14 protein-coding genes, 1 tRNA gene, 3 rRNA genes and 1 other RNA gene are annotated in these 18,027 nt (G+C 45.6%); all 19 read left to right on the plus strand.

What is annotated here, in order from left to right:
* Positions 1 to 27: 27 nt before the first annotated feature.
* The 19 genes from ACJROX_RS00165 to rrf all read left to right on the plus strand — a co-directional run bounded on the left by ACJROX_RS00165 (position 28) and on the right by rrf (position 17,821).
* A complete protein-coding gene (locus ACJROX_RS00165; protein WP_408008842.1) occupies positions 28 to 582 on the plus strand; it encodes a hypothetical protein in 555 nt (184 codons plus the stop codon).
* 191 nt (positions 583 to 773) lie between these two features.
* Positions 774 to 1,358 (plus strand): sigma-70 family RNA polymerase sigma factor, encoded by a 585-nt coding sequence (locus ACJROX_RS00170; protein WP_408008843.1) that lies wholly within the window; start codon positions 774 to 776, stop codon positions 1,356 to 1,358.
* Positions 1,348 to 2,001, plus strand: a complete 654-nt coding sequence (locus ACJROX_RS00175; RefSeq protein WP_408008844.1) for a hypothetical protein — start codon at positions 1,348 to 1,350, stop codon at positions 1,999 to 2,001. The genes ACJROX_RS00170 and ACJROX_RS00175 overlap by 11 nt, the downstream gene beginning before the upstream one ends.
* A gap of 43 nt (positions 2,002 to 2,044) precedes the next feature.
* Positions 2,045 to 2,914: an ABC transporter permease subunit gene (locus tag ACJROX_RS00180; RefSeq protein WP_408008845.1), complete on the plus strand. Its 870-nt coding sequence runs from the start codon at positions 2,045 to 2,047 to the stop codon at positions 2,912 to 2,914.
* Positions 2,915 to 3,961, plus strand: a complete 1,047-nt coding sequence (locus ACJROX_RS00185; protein ID WP_408008846.1) for an ABC transporter permease — start codon at positions 2,915 to 2,917, stop codon at positions 3,959 to 3,961.
* Positions 3,962 to 4,369: 408 nt separating this feature from the next.
* The gene (locus ACJROX_RS00190; RefSeq protein WP_408008847.1) at positions 4,370 to 5,665 is read left to right on the plus strand and encodes a homoserine dehydrogenase; all 1,296 of its coding nucleotides are present in this window, start codon (positions 4,370 to 4,372) and stop codon (positions 5,663 to 5,665) included.
* Positions 5,665 to 6,729, plus strand: a complete 1,065-nt coding sequence (gene thrC / locus ACJROX_RS00195; RefSeq protein WP_408008848.1) for a threonine synthase — start codon at positions 5,665 to 5,667, stop codon at positions 6,727 to 6,729. The genes ACJROX_RS00190 and thrC overlap by 1 nt, the downstream gene beginning before the upstream one ends.
* Positions 6,726 to 7,637: a homoserine kinase gene (gene thrB / locus ACJROX_RS00200; RefSeq protein ID WP_408008849.1), complete on the plus strand. Its 912-nt coding sequence runs from the start codon at positions 6,726 to 6,728 to the stop codon at positions 7,635 to 7,637. The genes thrC and thrB overlap by 4 nt, the downstream gene beginning before the upstream one ends.
* 84 nt (positions 7,638 to 7,721) lie before the next feature.
* Positions 7,722 to 8,204, plus strand: a complete 483-nt coding sequence (gene tadA, locus ACJROX_RS00205) for a tRNA adenosine(34) deaminase TadA (protein ID WP_408008850.1) — start codon at positions 7,722 to 7,724, stop codon at positions 8,202 to 8,204.
* Between the two features lie 84 nt (positions 8,205 to 8,288).
* Positions 8,289 to 8,381 (plus strand) — tRNA-Ser (locus ACJROX_RS00210).
* A 90-nt stretch (positions 8,382 to 8,471) separates the two neighbouring features.
* Positions 8,472 to 8,738, plus strand: an RNA gene (gene ffs / locus ACJROX_RS00215) — signal recognition particle sRNA large type.
* 383 nt (positions 8,739 to 9,121) lie between these two features.
* Complete coding sequence (dnaX, locus tag ACJROX_RS00220; RefSeq protein WP_408008851.1) at positions 9,122 to 10,852, plus strand: DNA polymerase III subunit gamma/tau; 1,731 nt, start codon at positions 9,122 to 9,124, stop codon at positions 10,850 to 10,852.
* A gap of 21 nt (positions 10,853 to 10,873) precedes the next feature.
* Entirely contained in the window at positions 10,874 to 11,188 is a 315-nt protein-coding gene (locus ACJROX_RS00225) for a YbaB/EbfC family nucleoid-associated protein (RefSeq protein ID WP_408008852.1), read from the plus strand.
* Between the two features lie 155 nt (positions 11,189 to 11,343).
* A complete protein-coding gene (gene recR / locus ACJROX_RS00230; RefSeq protein ID WP_225067519.1) occupies positions 11,344 to 11,940 on the plus strand; it encodes a recombination mediator RecR in 597 nt (198 codons plus the stop codon).
* Positions 11,941 to 11,961: 21 nt separating this feature from the next.
* Positions 11,962 to 12,183, plus strand: a complete 222-nt coding sequence (locus ACJROX_RS00235) for a YaaL family protein (protein ID WP_408008853.1) — start codon at positions 11,962 to 11,964, stop codon at positions 12,181 to 12,183.
* Positions 12,184 to 12,255: 72 nt separating this feature from the next.
* Positions 12,256 to 12,519, plus strand: a complete 264-nt coding sequence (locus ACJROX_RS00240) for a pro-sigmaK processing inhibitor BofA family protein (protein WP_408008854.1) — start codon at positions 12,256 to 12,258, stop codon at positions 12,517 to 12,519.
* A gap of 452 nt (positions 12,520 to 12,971) precedes the next feature.
* A 16S ribosomal RNA gene (locus tag ACJROX_RS00245) occupies positions 12,972 to 14,522 on the plus strand.
* Between the two features lie 172 nt (positions 14,523 to 14,694).
* A 23S ribosomal RNA gene (locus tag ACJROX_RS00250) occupies positions 14,695 to 17,629 on the plus strand.
* Between the two features lie 76 nt (positions 17,630 to 17,705).
* A 5S ribosomal RNA gene (rrf, locus tag ACJROX_RS00255) occupies positions 17,706 to 17,821 on the plus strand.
* Together the 16S, 23S and 5S rRNA genes form the textbook arrangement of a ribosomal RNA operon.
* Positions 17,822 to 18,027 lie beyond the last annotated feature (206 nt).

Here is an 18,027-nt window from a genome sequence, read left to right on the forward strand (position 1 = left end):
TAGAGTCATGAATAGGAGGTGAAAAAAATGCAAAAAAAATTCTGGATCCTTCTCTCAAGTTGTTTTATTACAGCTTTCATTTTATCTGCATGTTCAAGTGAGGAAGGAAACAGTTCCCCGGGCAGTGAGGAGAATAACAAAGTTCAGATCGTGGATGAAAAAGTGAAAACGTCATTAGAAGAGTTTCAAAATGAAGTGAATACATTGATGGATGAATACGATGACGACTTCAAAAGTTTTGCTGAATCTGTAGAACAGAAAACGGAAGATTTAAGTAATGAAGATTTACAAGCGTTGAAAAACAAAGCCTCACAATCGAGTAAGCAGTTGGCAGATGAATTGAGGAAATTGGAAATACCGTCAGAACTAGAAACTTATAGCAACGATCTGAAAGAATCACTCAACGGTCTAGCTGATCGTTTTGAGGCTCAGAGTGAGAATTTGGATAATGAAGATACAGAAGAAGCTCTGGATAAAGCACAAAAGGCTTCAGAGAACATCCTGTCAGAATTTAAAGGAGCGCTTGGGTCGATTTACGAATCCCTCGGGCTTGATAAACCTGAATTCATCAGCGATAAATAATAATAGACAAAACAAAGGAGTTGCTGCTTTTTGCAGCAACTTTTTTTATTTCGCCGAACTTTCTGTATTAGGTCATAAGTAGTATGCTAAACTCTAACTAAATTTAAATGTAAAAATGTTGAAAAAATATCAACCGATCAAGCGTACATTCGTCTATATAACGAAAGGTCAATATGGGGAGAGGGTCGGAGATGGAGAACTTTCGGAAGGTTCTGCAGGAAAAGCAGACGTTCAGTTTAGAAAGCTTACGTTTATATAAAGAAGAAATCATGGAAGAAGTCGTCGATTATTTCGGTGACCGGTTGACCCGTGTTGCTTATACATATGTAAAAGACTGGGGAAAAGCGGAAGATATCGTACAGGAAGTATTCATCACATGCTATTCGAAGCTTGAAACCTTTCGCGGGGAAGGTACTTTGAAGAATTGGCTTTATAAAATAACAGTGAATCGATGTAAAGATCATTTGAAAAGTTGGTCCCACAGAAATGTATGGTTTACGAACCCGTTCACCTTTTTCAAACAGGAAAGTAATGATCAAACCCCTGAACTCCGTTTGATTGTAGAAGATGAATTCAACAAGCTGGCCGACTCGATTCTCCAGCTGCCACTTAAATATCGAGAATTGATCATTTTATTTTATCAAGAAGAAATGTCTCTGAATGAAATAAGTGAAATGCTTCATATCAAGACTTCCACAATAAAGTCCCGTTTGTTCCAGGCACGAAAATTACTACGGACACAATTAGAGAAAGGGGAAGAAGATGGTGGAAGATAAGCTGAAAAATCTTGATAAAATCATGGCAAAAGCAGTTTATCAAAAGAAACGATTTTCTGAAGAGAGAAAACAAAACGTCATGAAAAGAATACGTGAACAACAGAAACCCTCGTTCATAGAAAAATATGTATGGATAATGAAGCCTGCGTTAAGTATTTCGGTATGTATTCTCCTTCTTGTGTTTTCAATCAGCTTTATTTTAAAGCCGCCTCAACCAAAGGATCGAAGTGAAGGGGAGTTTCTTCAGAAAACAAATACGGGTGAAGTGACAAGTCTGCCCTTGATTAATAAGGTGTCACATATCGCCAAACAAGAAAACAAGAGGATTGAATCTGTATCCGTTTCAAAAAATGACAAATATGTTCTTTTGAATATTCAAGTTGTTCCAGGGTCTGATCGGGCGAAAGTCAAAGAAACAGTGGAAAACATGTTCTATAATGGTTCTCATTTATATCAACATAAAACTTCAGAACAATTGAAAAAGATCGGTGCTCCGTGGAATGACTATACGGTCGATATTACCATAATAGAAAACCTTGATCATAAAGGGATTTACGACCACACACAAAATCAAGCAACAATATTACGGGGAGTAAAATCGATTAATCAAGACCAAATAACCTGGATAGATAAAGAGAGATAGGTCTGTATCGGGTTTTTCTGACTGAGAGTAGAGGGGGATTCATATGAGATTCATTGGCAACCAGGTGTTACGTTTCACCTGTATCGTCATCGGAATTGTGCTGATGGCCGGTTTGCCGACGCTTTTGCCTTCAGGGGGATCGTTCCAACTGAATTGGATGGCGTATTTTCAAAGCATAGGTGAAGTCATTTCAGGCATTTTCCATCTTCAAGAGGTTACATATAACACGGAAGGTACAGAACGGAAACTATTGCCACAGCTTCTAAACATCGGAACTTTTTCAGTAACCATAGTGGTTGGAGCTATATTACTAGCTTTAGTCACGGCAGCAGTTTTAACATTCATCACGATGTTGCTTCCGCCAAAGTGGATCAAAAAGATAAAAGTCGGAACGTTCATTTTAGAATCCATTCCGGATATTCTCATCATCATTTCTTGTCAGCTATTCGTCGTCTGGTTGTATAAAAAGACCGGTCTGTTATTTTTTGAGATTGCATCATTACCTGGTGAACCGATTTATGTATTACCGATCCTCTGTCTATCGATTCTGCCAATGATCCAATATTTTAAAGTGATGATCTCAATCGTAGAAGGAGAACTGGAAAAGCAATATGTGGAATTGGCAAAAGCGAAAGGGATCCTACAGCGAAAGATATTGCTTGTACACGTATTAAGAAATTCACTGGCAAGCCTATTGAATTATTCCAAAACAGTAATCTGGTTCATGCTTTCAAACCTGTTGATCCTTGAATACATTTTCAATATCAATGGTATCATGCGATTTTTATTAGATTATTTGAATCCTATCATTTTTGCATGGAGTCTGTTGGCGATCTTCATTCCGATCTTCTTATTATTTGCAATAGGGCAGTGGCTGCTTGAAAGATTTACGAATGAAAAGGTCGTGATGTAGATGGTCAAAAGACTGTTTAAGAACGGTTATTTCTTGATTGGTTTCCTCTTTATTTTTATATTGTCTTCAATCAGTTTACTGCATACGTTCGTTTGGGATAACCATATCGCACAGACGCAGATCCTTTACGAGGATGGGAGAGCAGTCGAAGGTTCCCCGATCTCTCCTAAATTAGAAATTCCATTAGGAACGAATGTGTTAGGGTTCCATATGACTCATATGATAACTGTAGGTGCAAAATATACGATCGGTTTCGCTGTGTTGATTGCTTTCATCCGCTTACTTACCTCCATGGTATTCGGTGTTCTTTACGGCGCTTATTTTTTCAGATTCAGAAAATATGTGACCTGGATTGGGGATGTATTCAATTATATACCGGTTACAATGCTCGCGTTATTCATCCTGACCCCTTTCCTGGTTGAGCTTCCTACAGGATTCGATTATACGTTTTGGGAAAGGGTTTGGATTGAAGTGATCATTCTTGCCATGATTGCCGTGCCTCCTACCTCAATTTTGATCGGGAATGAAATGGGAAGAATCTATAATCATGAATTCATTGATGGGGCAAGGGTCATTGGTGGAAGCAGGCTGCATATTCTTTGGAAGCATGTCAGACCGCATATCCAACCACAATTATGGATCATCTTCATGCAGCAGCTTGTACAAACGATGCTCGTACTAGCACACCTGGGATTTTTCAAAGTTTTCTTTGGAGGAACAAACAAGAGCTTCGATCCACTTTTCGCTGATCCTCCTCAGTCGATATCCTATGAATGGTCCGGCCTGATCGGGGATGGGATGAGGCATTTGACAGTCAGTCCCTGGGTCGTACTTGTCCCGATCATTTTCTTTGCTCTGACGATCCTTGCGATGAACTTCATGCTTGAAGGGATCAAGACGGTTACGGAAAACTGGCGTGTTGATCATAGACCAGAAAAATCAGTAACCAAATCCATCAAGCAGGTATCGGAAGAAAAACAATTCATCCCCTTGAACAAACAAGGAACAGTCCAACGTCGGGAGTTGAGACTGGAGCATAAAGAGTAAATTGTTCAAAAAACAAAAGTTTATAGCGTTTTTCTCTAGCTGCTTTAGGCGTATATCGTTTAAAGCAGTTTTTTATTAAGATTGGCTTTGCCATGGTTTCTTTGAAGTAACTCTAACAGAAATTCACGACACTCCTGCGGGAAAAGCGACAGCCTCCTCGTCAGTCTTCCAATGACCTACATGACTATCCGGGTCACTTCCACTTTTCTTTGCCCGTGGAAAGGGAGTGAATTTCGTAAATTTAAGAGCATTTCTTTTAAAAAATTTTCGTTGGTGTAGAGCGAAAGAAAACCCTTACATGAAAAAAGTTAGAAATCCCCTATTGTCATAGTCCTGATTCTCCAATATAATGTCCTCTAACGAAGAACAAATGTATTCACTAGAAAAACAAATAGAAAGGTTGGTTGGATGGAATCAATATCTGTAGGATTATTAGGATTAGGAACAGTCGGATCTGGGGTCGTAAAAGTCATTGAAAGTCATCAAGATAAATTAATGCACCAAATCGGCTGTCCGGTAAAAATCAAAAAAGCTCTCGTCAAAGAGATCAATAAAGTGAGAGATGTAGATATTGATACTTCCATTCTCACATTAGATCCAGAAGAGGTTCTATTGGATCCAGAAATCGATATTGTGGTGGAAGTGATGGGAAACATCGAGGAGACGAAAGAACATTTGGTGAAAGCCATCACCCATAAAAAACATATCGTAACAGCAAATAAAGATTTGATGGCAGTCTATGGGCCGGAACTGCTGACCCTGGCTTCTGAACACCAATGTGATCTGTTCTATGAGGCAAGTGTGGCAGGAGGCATACCAATTTTACGAGGATTAGTAGATGGTTTAGCCTCAGATCGAATTACTAAAATGATGGGGATCGTGAATGGGACAACCAACTTCATCTTAACCAAGATGACGAAAGAGGGACGTTCGTTTGATGATGTTCTTGCTGAAGCACAAGCACTTGGTTTTGCAGAAGCGGATCCAACGGCAGACGTCGGAGGCTTGGACTCCGCTCGTAAAATGGCAATTTTATCAACCCTAGGGTTCTCCATGAATATCGACTTGGATGATGTCAAAGTGAAGGGCATCACAGAAGTCACAGAAGAAGACCTCCAATATGCCAAGCAGTTCGGCTATATCATGAAATTGATAGGCTATGCCCATCGTGAAGGAAACAGGGTAGAGGTCAGCGTAGAACCTACCTTATTAGAAGAATCTCATCCTTTAGCTTCCGTGAATGATGAATATAATGCAGTTTATGTATACGGTGAAGCGGTTGGTGAAACGATGTTTTACGGTCCTGGGGCGGGAAGTCTTCCAACGGCAACTGCAGTCGTATCAGACCTTGTCGGGGTGATGAAGAACATGCGCTTGGGTGTGAATGGAAAAAGCGCTGTAAGCCCTCAATTTTTGAAACAGCTTAAGGAAGACGATGAAATTTATTCGAAGCATTTCTTGCGGCTCCATGTTGAGGATGAAGTCGGAGTATTATCGAGTATCACTTCGGTCTTTTCCGAAAACGGGGCAAGCTTTGAGAAAGTATTGCAAAACCCGCTTGGAGAGGAAAAGAGGGCGGAAATCGTCCTGGTGACTCATAAGACCTCATTAGAGAGTTTTGAAAAAATCCTTGAAGAATTACGGGATTTGAAAGGTGTTCAATTTGTAAAAAGTACGTATCGAGTAGAAGGAGGGGACGCTTGATGAAGCGATGGGAAGGTCTATTATCAGAATTCCAAACATTCTTACCTGTGACAAAAGAGACGCCGACTTTGACCTTGAATGAAGGCAATACCCCCCTTATTAAGCTCGATACCCTTTCAAGAGAGCTTGATCTAGAACTCTTTGCGAAAGTTGAAGGGGCGAATCCGACAGGTTCTTTCAAGGACCGTGGGATGGTCTTAGCGGTTGCGAAAGCGAAGGAAGCGGGGAGTGATACTGTCATATGCGCGTCGACAGGGAATACATCTGCCTCCGCTGCAGCGTATGCTGCCAGGGCTGGGATGAAATGCATCGTCGTGATACCGGAGGGGAAAATCGCCCAGGGGAAGCTGGCGCAAGCGGTCATGTATGGTGCGGAAATCATCTCGATCGAAGGAAACTTTGATGAGGCGCTGGAAATCGTAAGGGACCTCAGTGAAAGGGAATCGATGACACTTGTCAATTCTGTCAATCCATATCGACTTGAAGGACAGAAGACGGCCGCTTTTGAAGTGTGTGAACAGCTAGGTGGTGCTCCGGATATTTTAGCGATCCCGGTCGGAAATGCCGGGAACATCACCGCATACTGGAAAGGTTTCAAAGAATACCACCAATCGAATAACTCAGGACTGCCGAAGATGTTCGGTTTCGAAGCAGAAGGTGCGGCCGCAATCGTCCATGATAGAGTCTTTACTCAACCAGAGACGCTTGCCACTGCCATTCGTATCGGAAATCCCGCAAGTTGGAAACTTGCTGTTTCGGCAGTGGAGGAATCAATTGGACATATCGATGAAGTCAGTGATCCGGAAATCGTTGAGGCGTACCAATCACTTGCAAAAACCGAGGGGATTTTTGCAGAACCTGCATCTTGTGCATCACTTGCCGGGATCAGAAAGCTCCATTCACAAGGAAAACTGGATCCAGGTCAAAAAATCGTTCTCGTTTTGACAGGGAATGGTTTAAAGGACCCAGTAACGGCTATGACGGAGAGCCCTGTGCAACCGGTTAAATTACCAAAAGATCGAGGAATCGTGACAGAACATATCAAAGGAACGGTAAAGGTATGAAAAACTGGCAGATCAAAGTCCCGGCAAGTACTGCCAATTTAGGTCCAGGATTCGATTCAGTCGGATTAGCATTGGATCGTTATTTGACATTGACTGTATCCTCCCATCACTTATGGGAGGTAAGGGCTCTCTCTCCTTCTTTGGAAGAATTTCCGAATGACGAAACGAACTTCATTGTCCGTACGGCGCTGGAAACAGCGAAGTCATACGGAGCAGAGCTTCCGCCTTGTCTAGTGGAAGTGAAAAGTAATATCCCGCTGACAAGAGGGCTTGGCTCAAGTGCGGCAGCAATTGTTGCTGGCATCGAGTTAGCTGATGCTGCTGGAGATATAGGGATTTCGAAAAGGAAAAAACTCGAACTGGCTGCAAAATATGAAGGACATGCTGATAATGTTGGGGCGTCCTTGTATGGTGGCCTGGTTATCGCTTGTGAAACAGACGATGGAATTGAACTTCTTAACATTGAGGATTTACCTATATCTGTCGTCACGGTAACACCGAAAGAAGAACTGAAGACCGAAAAGGCTCGTGAAGTATTGCCAGAGGAGATAAGTTTTTCGAAAGCAGTTAAAGCAGGTGCTGTGTCGAACGTTTTAATCGCTGCATTGTTAAAACAGGATTGGGAAGTGGCAGGAAGAATGATGAAAGGGGACCTTTATCATCATCCGTTCCGGAAACAGCTACTTCCCCATTATGAAAAAGTTGAGCAAATCGCTGAAAATAATGGTGCTTTTGGGGTTGCTTTGAGTGGTGCTGGCCCGACGATCGCCTGTTTTGTGGAGGAGGAGAAAGCAAGCTGGCTTTATTACAAATTGCATCAAGCTTTGCCAGATATGCTTGTCCAGAATTTGAACATTGATGACAAAGGAGTTACAATTTCAACAATTGCTCAGAATACTGCCTTATGATCAGTAAGATGCTCCAAACTGTATTAATTGTACTGGTTAAGGTAAAGTTGTGTATATAACCTTTGATTCTTAAGGAGATACACGATGTACCGATCGACTGATGAAATGTTCATGAAAAAAGCGATGGAAATGGCGAAGCAAGCCGCTGCTATTGGAGAAGTACCTATAGGGGCAGTTATTGTAAAAGACGGAGAAGTCATTGCTTCAGGGTACAATCTGAGAGAAAACGAACAAAGATCAGTGGCCCATGCAGAGCTGATTGCGATCGATGAAGCATGTAAAGTATTGGGGACATGGCGTTTGGAAGGCTGTACATTGTATGTGACGCTTGAACCTTGTCCAATGTGCTCAGGAGCAATCGTCCTCTCACGGATTGATCGTGTCATATATGGTGCAAGCGACCCAAAAGGCGGCTGCGCTGGAACATTGATGAATCTATTGGATGAACCGAGGTTCAATCATCAAGCGATTGTTACATCTGGAGTGTTGGAAGAGGAATGCAGTGAGATGCTTACCCAATTCTTCCGGGACTTGCGTAAAAGAAAAAAACAAGGAAAAAAAGCATAATCGTGTCCTTGATACTTAAATGAAATCATGTTATAGTGTTCCTTGCTGCCATAAAAATGGTAAGCAAGATCAACTGTGAGCAATGGAGGCGTACCCAAGTCTGGCTGAAGGGGACTGACTCGAAATCAGTTAGGGCGTTTGTGCGCCGCGGGGGTTCAAATCCTCTCGCCTCCTCCATTCAATTATTTTACAGTTGATTTTAATCGCAATCGGGCGTATACTAAATAGTGCGCATTTTGATTGCGCCTAACAATGTTATCAACTTTGCCGTGCTAGGTGGGAAGGTAGCGGTGTCCTGTAACTCGCAATCCGCTATAGCGAGACTGAATCCCTTTCCGAGGTTAGCTGACGTAAGGCCTGCCGTTCGTAAGTGGTGTTGACATCTGGGTCCTGCGCAACGGAGCCCCATGAACCCTGTCAGGTCCGGAAGGAAGCAGCAGTAAGTGGGTCCTCTCCGTGTGCCGCGGGGTCGCCTGGATCGAGCTAACTGCGAGCGTAACGCTTAGGAAGGCTTTATCGAAGAAAGGTGCACGGCGTTAAACTTACATATTACACAACACTCATCCATTCCAGGGTGGGTGTTTTTATATTGGAAGGCCTTGTTGTTATTAATTGTTGATTTTTGCGAAATTCACTCCCTTTCCCCGCAGGAGTTTCGTAAATTTTTATTACAATTTTACAAACCCTATTTCTAAGGACCTCTTTTTAGTTTGTTTGCGGTGAAGTCATATCCAGGTCCAGTGCCAACCCCTTGGATGATTTCAGGCCTACTGGGGGGATAGACCCTCCTGGTCGAACTTCCAGTGACATTTGTGGCGACCAGGGCGCTTGTGCTTTTCTTGACTTCTACTTTGAAAAACCGGCTTAGAATCGGTATAATAAGATGATGATTATTATCGATAAAGGAGGGCGTGAGGATGGCTTATCAAGCATTATATAGATTATATCGGCCACAACGATTTAAGGATATGGTCGGCCAGGAACATATCACGAAGACTTTGCAAAATGCATTGTTGCAACAAAAGCTATCCCATGCCTATTTATTCAGTGGTCCCCGTGGGACCGGGAAGACGAGTGCCGCAAAAATAATTGCGAAAGCGGTCAATTGTGAAAAAGCTCCAGTGGCTGAACCGTGTAACGAATGCGACGCGTGTATTGGCATCACGAAAGGTTCCGTGTCTGACGTCATCGAAATTGATGCCGCATCGAACAATGGTGTCGATGAAATTCGTGATATTAGAGACAAGGTAAAGTATGCGCCTAGTGCAGTCCAGTACAAAGTGTATATCATCGATGAAGTACATATGCTTACAATCGGAGCCTTCAATGCCTTATTAAAAACACTCGAGGAGCCACCAGCGCATGTCATCTTCATACTCGCGACCACAGAGCCGCACAAGATTCCTTTGACGATCATTTCAAGATGTCAGCGGTTTGATTTTAGAAGGATCACGAGTCATTCCATTGTTTCACGAATGAAGACGGTCATTGATTCGCAAGGTGTCCAAGTCGATGATGAAGCACTCCACCTCGTTGCGAGAGCTGCAGAAGGCGGGATGAGAGATGCTTTAAGCATCCTTGATCAAGCAGTATCTTATAGTGAAGATAGAGTTACATCCGATGATGTGCTGGCTGTGACAGGATCGGTGTCCCAATCGCTTTTATCAGAAATGACAGCGGCTTTTCAAGGAAATAACGTCATCGATGCACTGAAGCATATCGATCATTTGATGGAAAACGGAAAAGATCCGATACGGTTTATCAACGATTTGATTTTCTATTACCGAGACATGCTTCTTTATCAAACAGCTCCTAATTTAGAAGAAGTGCTTGATCGAGCACAGGTGGATCAAGAATTTGCAGCCTTTGCACAAAAGATACCTGGGGATTGGATCTATCAAGTCATAGATGTTTTGAACAAAGCCCAGCAAGAGATGAAATGGACGAATCACCCTCGTATCCATCTGGAGCTAGCGATCGTGAAGCTCTGTCAGGAAGAGAATCAGTCGAGTTCACAAGGCGTTTCGACGGATGTCCAACCGCTTGTCGACCGGATCGAGCAGCTTGAAAAAGAACTTCGCCTATTGAAGGAACAAGGAGCCCCTAGCAGCCATTCAGGGAACATGGCTGAACCAGAGGCACCAAAGCGGACGTTTCAGTCAAGAACACCGAAGTCGAAAGCATCGACTGGTCGGATAAGAGAAATGCTGAAAGACGCTTCCAAAAAAGATCTCCAGCTTTTCAGAGGGAAATGGGGAGACATTATGGAAAGTATCAAGGCACGGATGGTCAATGCCCATGCATGGATGATCAACGCTACCCCTGTAGCTTGTTCAAAAGATTCCTTCCTGCTCGCGTTCCAGCATGAACTTCACAGTCAAATGGCGGTGAAGGACAACATACGTGAATGCGTTGAGTCGGTCGTATTTGAAACGATGGATCGCCAAATGACGATGATGACAATCCTCGAGGAAGATTGGGAAAGCGTCAAAAAATCCTATATCCAAGAGCAACGGAAGTCAGAGCCTGCTGAACCCGGAGAATCTGATCATCAGGCTAACGAAGAAACACCACAAAAGAATGAAGATCCGATCGTAGATGAAGCGATCAAGCTTGTCGGTTCTGAATTTGTAGAAATAGAAGATTGATTAAAAAAAGGAGGAAGTAATATGAAGGGCAATATGAATAATATGATGAAACAAATGCAGAAAATGCAGAAACAGATGATGAAAGCACAGGAAGAGTTAAAAGAGAAGACTGTTGAAGGAACAGCCGGCGGCGGAATGGTCACTGTGACTGCAAATGGCCATAAGGAAATCCTTGATATTGTAATCAAAGAGGAAGCTGTTGATCCAGATGACATCGAAATGCTACAAGACCTTGTTTTAGCGGCTACTAATGACGCATTGAAGAATGTCGATGAAGTTGTAAATAAAGATATGGGCCAATTCACTAAAGGAATGAACCTGCCAGGAATGTTCTAAAGGGAATATCCGATACAGTCCTCGATTTTTGTCGGGGACTTTTTGGACATTTAAATCACCAAGAGCCTTGAGGCGCTCTTAAGGATGACTTTGAATACATCGTTATGCTATTCATGGCTGGAAATCAGGTCATCCCTTCTATAGGAGGAATTGCAGTGCATTATCCTGAACCGATCTCAAAATTGATCGATAGCTTCATGAAGCTCCCAGGTATCGGTCCGAAGACTGCTGTACGCTTAGCTTTCTTTGTTTTAGAAATGAAAGAAGATGACGTATTCGAATTCGGGAAAGCGTTGGTCAACGCCAAACGGGATCTCACCTATTGCTCGAATTGCCACCATATTACAGATCGTGATCCATGTATGATCTGTGAAGATACAAGCCGGGACCAGACGACGATTTGTGTGGTCCATGATTCCAAAGACGTCATCGCAATGGAAAAAATGAAAGAATATCGCGGTTTATATCATGTTCTCCATGGAGCGATCTCGCCTGTGGAAGGCATCGGTCCCGAAGACATAAAGGTAGCAGAGCTTATCAAACGGCTGCAGGACGATACCGTCCAAGAGCTCATCATGGCGACGGATCCGAACATCGAAGGTGAGGCTACAGCTATGTATATCAGCCGCCTTGTTAAGCCGACCGGCATCAAAATAACTCGTATCGCACATGGTCTACCAGTTGGGGGAGACCTCGAATATGCGGATGAGGTCACCTTATCTCGCGCCCTGGAGGGTCGCAGAGAAATTTAGCCCATGGAGGCGAGTTCAATCATGTTTTTCAGTCGAAAAGGCCGACTCAGAAATGAATACAATGAACGTTTGTTAAATTCGATTGAAGCTGTCCGTACAGAATGGCTTACAAAGAAAGAACTGATCGAAAACAGTTTGGAGCCATCGGACCAAGTGTTATATGAAGTGAAGTTAGCGAAAGCAAAGTATTTCTTTTTGCTTCGAGAGGCTAAAGTCCGTAATCTCAGAACGAGAAGTTTTTAACAGCTTCCCGTTCTTTTTTAATATCCTGCATCATAGTTATGGTTATGAGACAACCTGTAAGGAGGATATTGTATGGATCCGTTCTGGGTTTTTGCGATCGTTTGCGGTCTGATTATATTGTTATTATTCATCGGTGCCCCGTTGAAACCATTACGATGGATCGGACAAGGTGTCATCAAGCTGGTGATCGGAGCGTTGTTGTTATTTTTCCTCAATGCATTCGGAACGGCTATCGACATCCACATCCCGATCAACATCGCGACAGCTTCTGTTTCAGGTTTCTTGGGCATACCTGGGTTGATTGCACTAATAGCAATCCATAAGATGATACTATAAAAGGCCATTTCACTTCCTATAAAACTATGAAAGAGCCAGTAAAAATTCGGCTCCTTTTTTTCTTTATAAAAAAAGCTTGCATCGTGAACAACCTGATGGTATAGTTGTTCTTGCTGCTCTTAAAACACATTATATTTCTATGAAAAAAACCTTTGACAAAATAGGCAAGTGATGATATTATATTAAGAGTCGCAACAAGACATCATAACTAAACAATCTTCGATAAAAGACAACAGTTTATGTCTTTATTGATAAGGATCTTCGATTAAGAATGTCACGTCCTACGCCTGCGATTACTCGGCGCAAAACTACATTGATGTATTCAAGTCCGTGGTCTTGTGACACCATCGAAGTCAGCTCTTTGAAAACTGAACAAAAGCCAAGCGTGAAACGGGTCTTTTATAAGAACCCTGAATCAATTTCGATTTACATTTAATGAGCAATCAAACACTTTATTGGAGAGTTTGATCCTGGCTCAGGACGAACGCTGGCGGCGTGCCTAATACATGCAAGTCGAGCGGACCAACGAGGAGCTTGCTCCTCAGAGGTCAGCGGCGGACGGGTGAGTAACACGTGGGCAACCTGCCTGTAAGACTGGGATAACTCCGGGAAACCGGGGCTAATACCGGATAACATTCTCCTCTGCATAGAGGAGGATTAAAAGATGGCTTCGGCTATCACTTACAGATGGGCCCGCGGCGCATTAGCTAGTTGGTGAGGTAAGGGCTCACCAAGGCGACGATGCGTAGCCGACCTGAGAGGGTGATCGGCCACACTGGGACTGAGACACGGCCCAGACTCCTACGGGAGGCAGCAGTAGGGAATCTTCGGCAATGGACGAAAGTCTGACCGAGCAACGCCGCGTGAGTGAGGAAGGCCTTCGGGTCGTAAAGCTCTGTTGTTAGGGAAGAACAAGTACCGTTCGAACAGGGCGGTACCTTGACGGTACCTAACCAGAAAGCCACGGCTAACTACGTGCCAGCAGCCGCGGTAATACGTAGGTGGCAAGCGTTGTCCGGAATTATTGGGCGTAAAGCGCGCGCAGGCGGTCTCTTAAGTCTGATGTGAAAGCCCACGGCTCAACCGTGGAGGGTCATTGGAAACTGGGGGACTTGAGTACTGGAGAGGAGAGTGGAATTCCATGTGTAGCGGTGAAATGCGTAGATATATGGAGGAACACCAGTGGCGAAGGCGGCTCTCTGGCCAGTAACTGACGCTGAGGCGCGAAAGCGTGGGGAGCAAACAGGATTAGATACCCTGGTAGTCCACGCCGTAAACGATGAGTGCTAGGTGTTGGGGGGTTCCACCCTCAGTGCTGACGTTAACACATTAAGCACTCCGCCTGGGGAGTACGACCGCAAGGTTGAAACTCAAAGGAATTGACGGGGGCCCGCACAAGCAGTGGAGCATGTGGTTTAATTCGAAGCAACGCGAAGAACCTTACCAGGTCTTGACATCCTTCGCTACTTCCAGAGATGGAAGGTTCCCCTTCGGGGGACGAAGTGACAGGTGGTGCATGGTTGTCGTCAGCTCGTGTCGTGAGATGTTGGGTTAAGTCCCGCAACGAGCGCAACCCTTGATCTTAGTTGCCAGCATTCAGTTGGGCACTCTAAGGTGACTGCCGGTGACAAACCGGAGGAAGGTGGGGACGACGTCAAATCATCATGCCCCTTATGACCTGGGCTACACACGTGCTACAATGGATGGTACAAAGGGCAGCAAAACCGCGAGGTTGAGCGAATCCCATAAAGCCATTCTCAGTTCGGATTGCAGGCTGCAACTCGCCTGCATGAAGCCGGAATTGCTAGTAATCGCGGATCAGCATGCCGCGGTGAATACGTTCCCGGGCCTTGTACACACCGCCCGTCACACCACGAGAGTTTGTAACACCCGAAGTCGGTGAGGTAACCTTTTGGAACCAGCCGCCGAAGGTGGGACAGATGATTGGGGTGAAGTCGTAACAAGGTAGCCGTATCGGAAGGTGCGGCTGGATCACCTCCTTTCTAAGGAGTCCTTTATGGACATGGAACACGCTTTGGCTTTTGTTTAGTTTTGAAAGAGCTCATTCTCTTTCAATACATTGTTCCTTGAAAACTAGATAATGAAATTCTTGAAAACAAGACATCGAAAACGTCATTTAATGACAAGTAAGAAGTGTAAGTTCATTCATAACGTGGTTAAGTTATGAAGGGCGCACGGTGGATGCCTTGGCACTAGGAGCCGAAGAAGGACGGGACGAACACCGATATGCCTCGGGGAGCTGTAAGTAAGCTTTGATCCGGGGATTTCCGAATGGGGGAACCCACTGCCCGTAATGGGGTAGGATCCATACCTGAATTCATAGGGTATGAGAAGGCAGACCTGGGGAACTGAAACATCTTAGTACCCAGAGGAAGAGAAAGCAATCGCGATTTCCTGAGTAGCGGCGAGCGAAACGGAAACAGCCCAAACCAAGAGGCTTGCCTCTTGGGGTTGTAGGACACTCTATACGGAGTAAGAAAGGAACGGCGTAGGCGAAGCGGTCTGGAAAGGCCCGCCAGAGGAGGTAACAGCCCTGTAGCCAAAACGTCGTTCCCTCCAGAGTGGATCCTGAGTACGGCGGGACACGTGAAACCCCGTCGGAAGCTGGGAGGACCATCTCCCAAGGCTAAATACTCCCTAGTGACCGATAGTGAACCAGTACCGTGAGGGAAAGGTGAAAAGCACCCCGGAAGGGGAGTGAAAGAGATCCTGAAACCGTGTGCCTACAAGTAGTCGGAGCCCATTAACGGGTGACGGCGTGCCTTTTGTAGAATGAACCGGCGAGTTACGATAACGTGCAAGGTTAAGTCGCAGAGACGGAGCCGCAGCGAAAGCGAGTCTGAACAGGGCGCATGAGTACGTTGTCGTAGACCCGAAACCGAGTGATCTACCCATGTCCAGGGTGAAGTTCAGGTAACACTGAATGGAGGCCCGAACCCACGCACGTTGAAAAGTGCGGGGATGAGGTGTGGGTAGGGGTGAAATGCCAATCGAACTCGGAGATAGCTGGTTCTCCCCGAAATAGCTTTAGGGCTAGCCTCGTGGTGAGAGTTCTGGAGGTAGAGCACTGATTGGACTAGGGGTCCCCACAGGATTACCGAATTCAGTCAAACTCCGAATGCCAGGAACTTGTCCACGGGAGTCAGACTGCGAGTGATAAGATCCGTAGTCGAGAGGGAAACAGCCCAGACCATCAGCTAAGGTCCCCAAGTATACGTTAAGTGGAAAAGGATGTGGAGTTGCCCAGACAACCAGGATGTTGGCTTAGAAGCAGCCACCATTTAAAGAGTGCGTAATAGCTCACTGGTCGAGTGACTCTGCGCCGAAAATGTACCGGGGCTAAACGTATCACCGAAGCTATGGATTGTACCTAACGGTACAGTGGTAGGGGAGCGTTCGAAGGGCTGAGAAGCGAGACCGGAAGGACTCGTGGAGCGCTTTGAAGTGAGAATGCCGGTATGAGTAGCGAAAAGAGAAGTGAGAATCTTCTCCATCGAAAGCCCAAGGTTTCCTGAGGAAGGCTCGTCCGCTCAGGGTTAGTCGGGACCTAAGCCGAGGCCGAAAGGCGTAGGCGATGGCCAACAGGTTGATATTCCTGTACCACCTCCTTTCCGTTTGAGCAACGGGGGGACGCAGGAAGGTAGGGAGAGCGCGCTGATGGATATGCGCGTCCAAGCAGTCAGGCCGGTGGATAGGCAAATCCGTCCACCATACGGCGGAGCTGTGATGGCGAGGGAACTAGAGTACCGAAGTCCCTGATCCTACACTGCCAAGAAAAGCCTCTAGCGAGGAAAGAGGTGCCCGTACCGTAAACCGACACAGGTAGGCGAGGAGAGAATCCTAAGATGCTCGGGAGAACTCTCGTTAAGGAACTCGGCAAAATGACCCCGTAACTTCGGGAGAAGGGGTGCTCTGATAGGGTGCAAGCCCGAGAGAGCCGCAGTGAAAAGATCCAAGCGACTGTTTAGCAAAAACACAGGTCTCTGCGAAGCCGTAAGGCGAAGTATAGGGGCTGACACCTGCCCGGTGCTGGAAGGTTAAGAGGAGGGGTTATCCATTAGGAGAAGCTCTGAATCGAAGCCCCAGTAAACGGCGGCCGTAACTATAACGGTCCTAAGGTAGCGAAATTCCTTGTCGGGTAAGTTCCGACCCGCACGAAAGGTGCAACGACTTGGATACTGTCTCAACGAGAGACCCGGTGAAATTATAGTACCTGTGAAGATGCAGGTTACCCGCGACAGGACGGAAAGACCCCATGGAGCTTTACTGTAGCCTGATATTGGATTTTGGTATCGTTTGTACAGGATAGGTAGGAGCCAGAGAAGCCGGACCGCCAGGTTCGGTGGAGGCGTCGGTGGGATACTACCCTGACGGTATTGAAATTCTAACCCAGGACCGTGATCCGGTCCGGAGACAGTGTCAGGTGGGCAGTTTGACTGGGGCGGTCGCCTCCTAAAGTGTAACGGAGGCGCCCAAAGGTTCCCTCAGAATGGTTGGAAATCATTCGCAGAGTGTAAAGGCACAAGGGAGCTTGACTGCGAGACCTACAAGTCGAGCAGGGACGAAAGTCGGGCTTAGTGATCCGGTGGTTCCGCATGGAAGGGCCATCGCTCAACGGATAAAAGCTACCCTGGGGATAACAGGCTTATCTCCCCCAAGAGTCCACATCGACGGGGAGGTTTGGCACCTCGATGTCGGCTCATCGCATCCTGGGGCTGAAGTAGGTCCCAAGGGTTGGGCTGTTCGCCCATTAAAGCGGTACGCGAGCTGGGTTCAGAACGTCGTGAGACAGTTCGGTCCCTATCCGTCGCGGGCGCAGGAAATTTGAGAGGAGCTGTCCTTAGTACGAGAGGACCGGGATGGACACACCGCTGGTGTACCAGTTGTTCCGCCAGGAGCATAGCTGGGTAGCTACGTGTGGACGGGATAAGTGCTGAAAGCATCTAAGCATGAAGCCCCCCTCAAGATGAGATTTCCCATCGCGTCAAGCGAGTAAGATCCCTCAGAGATGATGAGGTTGATAGGTCTGGTGTGGAAGCGTGGTGACACGTGGAGCTGACAGATACTAATCGATCGAGGACTTAACCACTTTACTTAACATCGACGATGTTTTCAAGAACCGTTATCTAGTTTTGAGGGAACAGTATCCCTTGAATTTCATACAGTCTGGTGACGATGGCGAAGAGGTCACACCCGTTCCCATGCCGAACACGGAAGTTAAGCTCTTCAGCGCCAATGGTAATTGGGGGCTTCCCCCTGTGAGAGTAGGACGTCGCCGGGCAATCAAGAGAGCAGCTGCAAAGCTGTTCTTTTTTGTGGTTTAAACTTAAAAAACGGACATAAAACCCCACGAACATGCGATTACAGCGAATGATATATGCGAGGGACGGAGTGAAAGCCGATGGTGTATAGCATTATCTCTACAACTACAGGGGACTCTACAACTTTAAATTTATCCCAACAACTCGGGAATTATCTCGACAACTT

Source organism: Pseudalkalibacillus sp. A8, from assembly GCF_045920555.1.
Taxonomy (GTDB): domain Bacteria; phylum Bacillota; class Bacilli; order Bacillales; family Fictibacillaceae; genus Pseudalkalibacillus.

Coding starts and splice junctions, on each gene's coding strand:
- ACJROX_RS00185 (WP_408008846.1), top strand. CDS start 2,915: ATGGTCAAAAGACTGTTTAAGAACGGTTATTTCTTGATTGGTTTCCTC.
- tadA (WP_408008850.1), top strand. CDS start 7,722: ATGTACCGATCGACTGATGAAATGTTCATGAAAAAAGCGATGGAAATG.
- ACJROX_RS00240 (WP_408008854.1), top strand. CDS start 12,256: ATGGATCCGTTCTGGGTTTTTGCGATCGTTTGCGGTCTGATTATATTG.
- thrC (WP_408008848.1), top strand. CDS start 5,665: ATGAAGCGATGGGAAGGTCTATTATCAGAATTCCAAACATTCTTACCT.
- ACJROX_RS00170 (WP_408008843.1), top strand. CDS start 774: ATGGAGAACTTTCGGAAGGTTCTGCAGGAAAAGCAGACGTTCAGTTTA.
- ACJROX_RS00180 (WP_408008845.1), top strand. CDS start 2,045: ATGAGATTCATTGGCAACCAGGTGTTACGTTTCACCTGTATCGTCATC.
- ACJROX_RS00235 (WP_408008853.1), top strand. CDS start 11,962: ATGTTTTTCAGTCGAAAAGGCCGACTCAGAAATGAATACAATGAACGT.
- dnaX (WP_408008851.1), top strand. CDS start 9,122: ATGGCTTATCAAGCATTATATAGATTATATCGGCCACAACGATTTAAG.
- thrB (WP_408008849.1), top strand. CDS start 6,726: ATGAAAAACTGGCAGATCAAAGTCCCGGCAAGTACTGCCAATTTAGGT.
- ACJROX_RS00225 (WP_408008852.1), top strand. CDS start 10,874: ATGAAGGGCAATATGAATAATATGATGAAACAAATGCAGAAAATGCAG.
- ACJROX_RS00165 (WP_408008842.1), top strand. CDS start 28: ATGCAAAAAAAATTCTGGATCCTTCTCTCAAGTTGTTTTATTACAGCT.
- ACJROX_RS00190 (WP_408008847.1), top strand. CDS start 4,370: ATGGAATCAATATCTGTAGGATTATTAGGATTAGGAACAGTCGGATCT.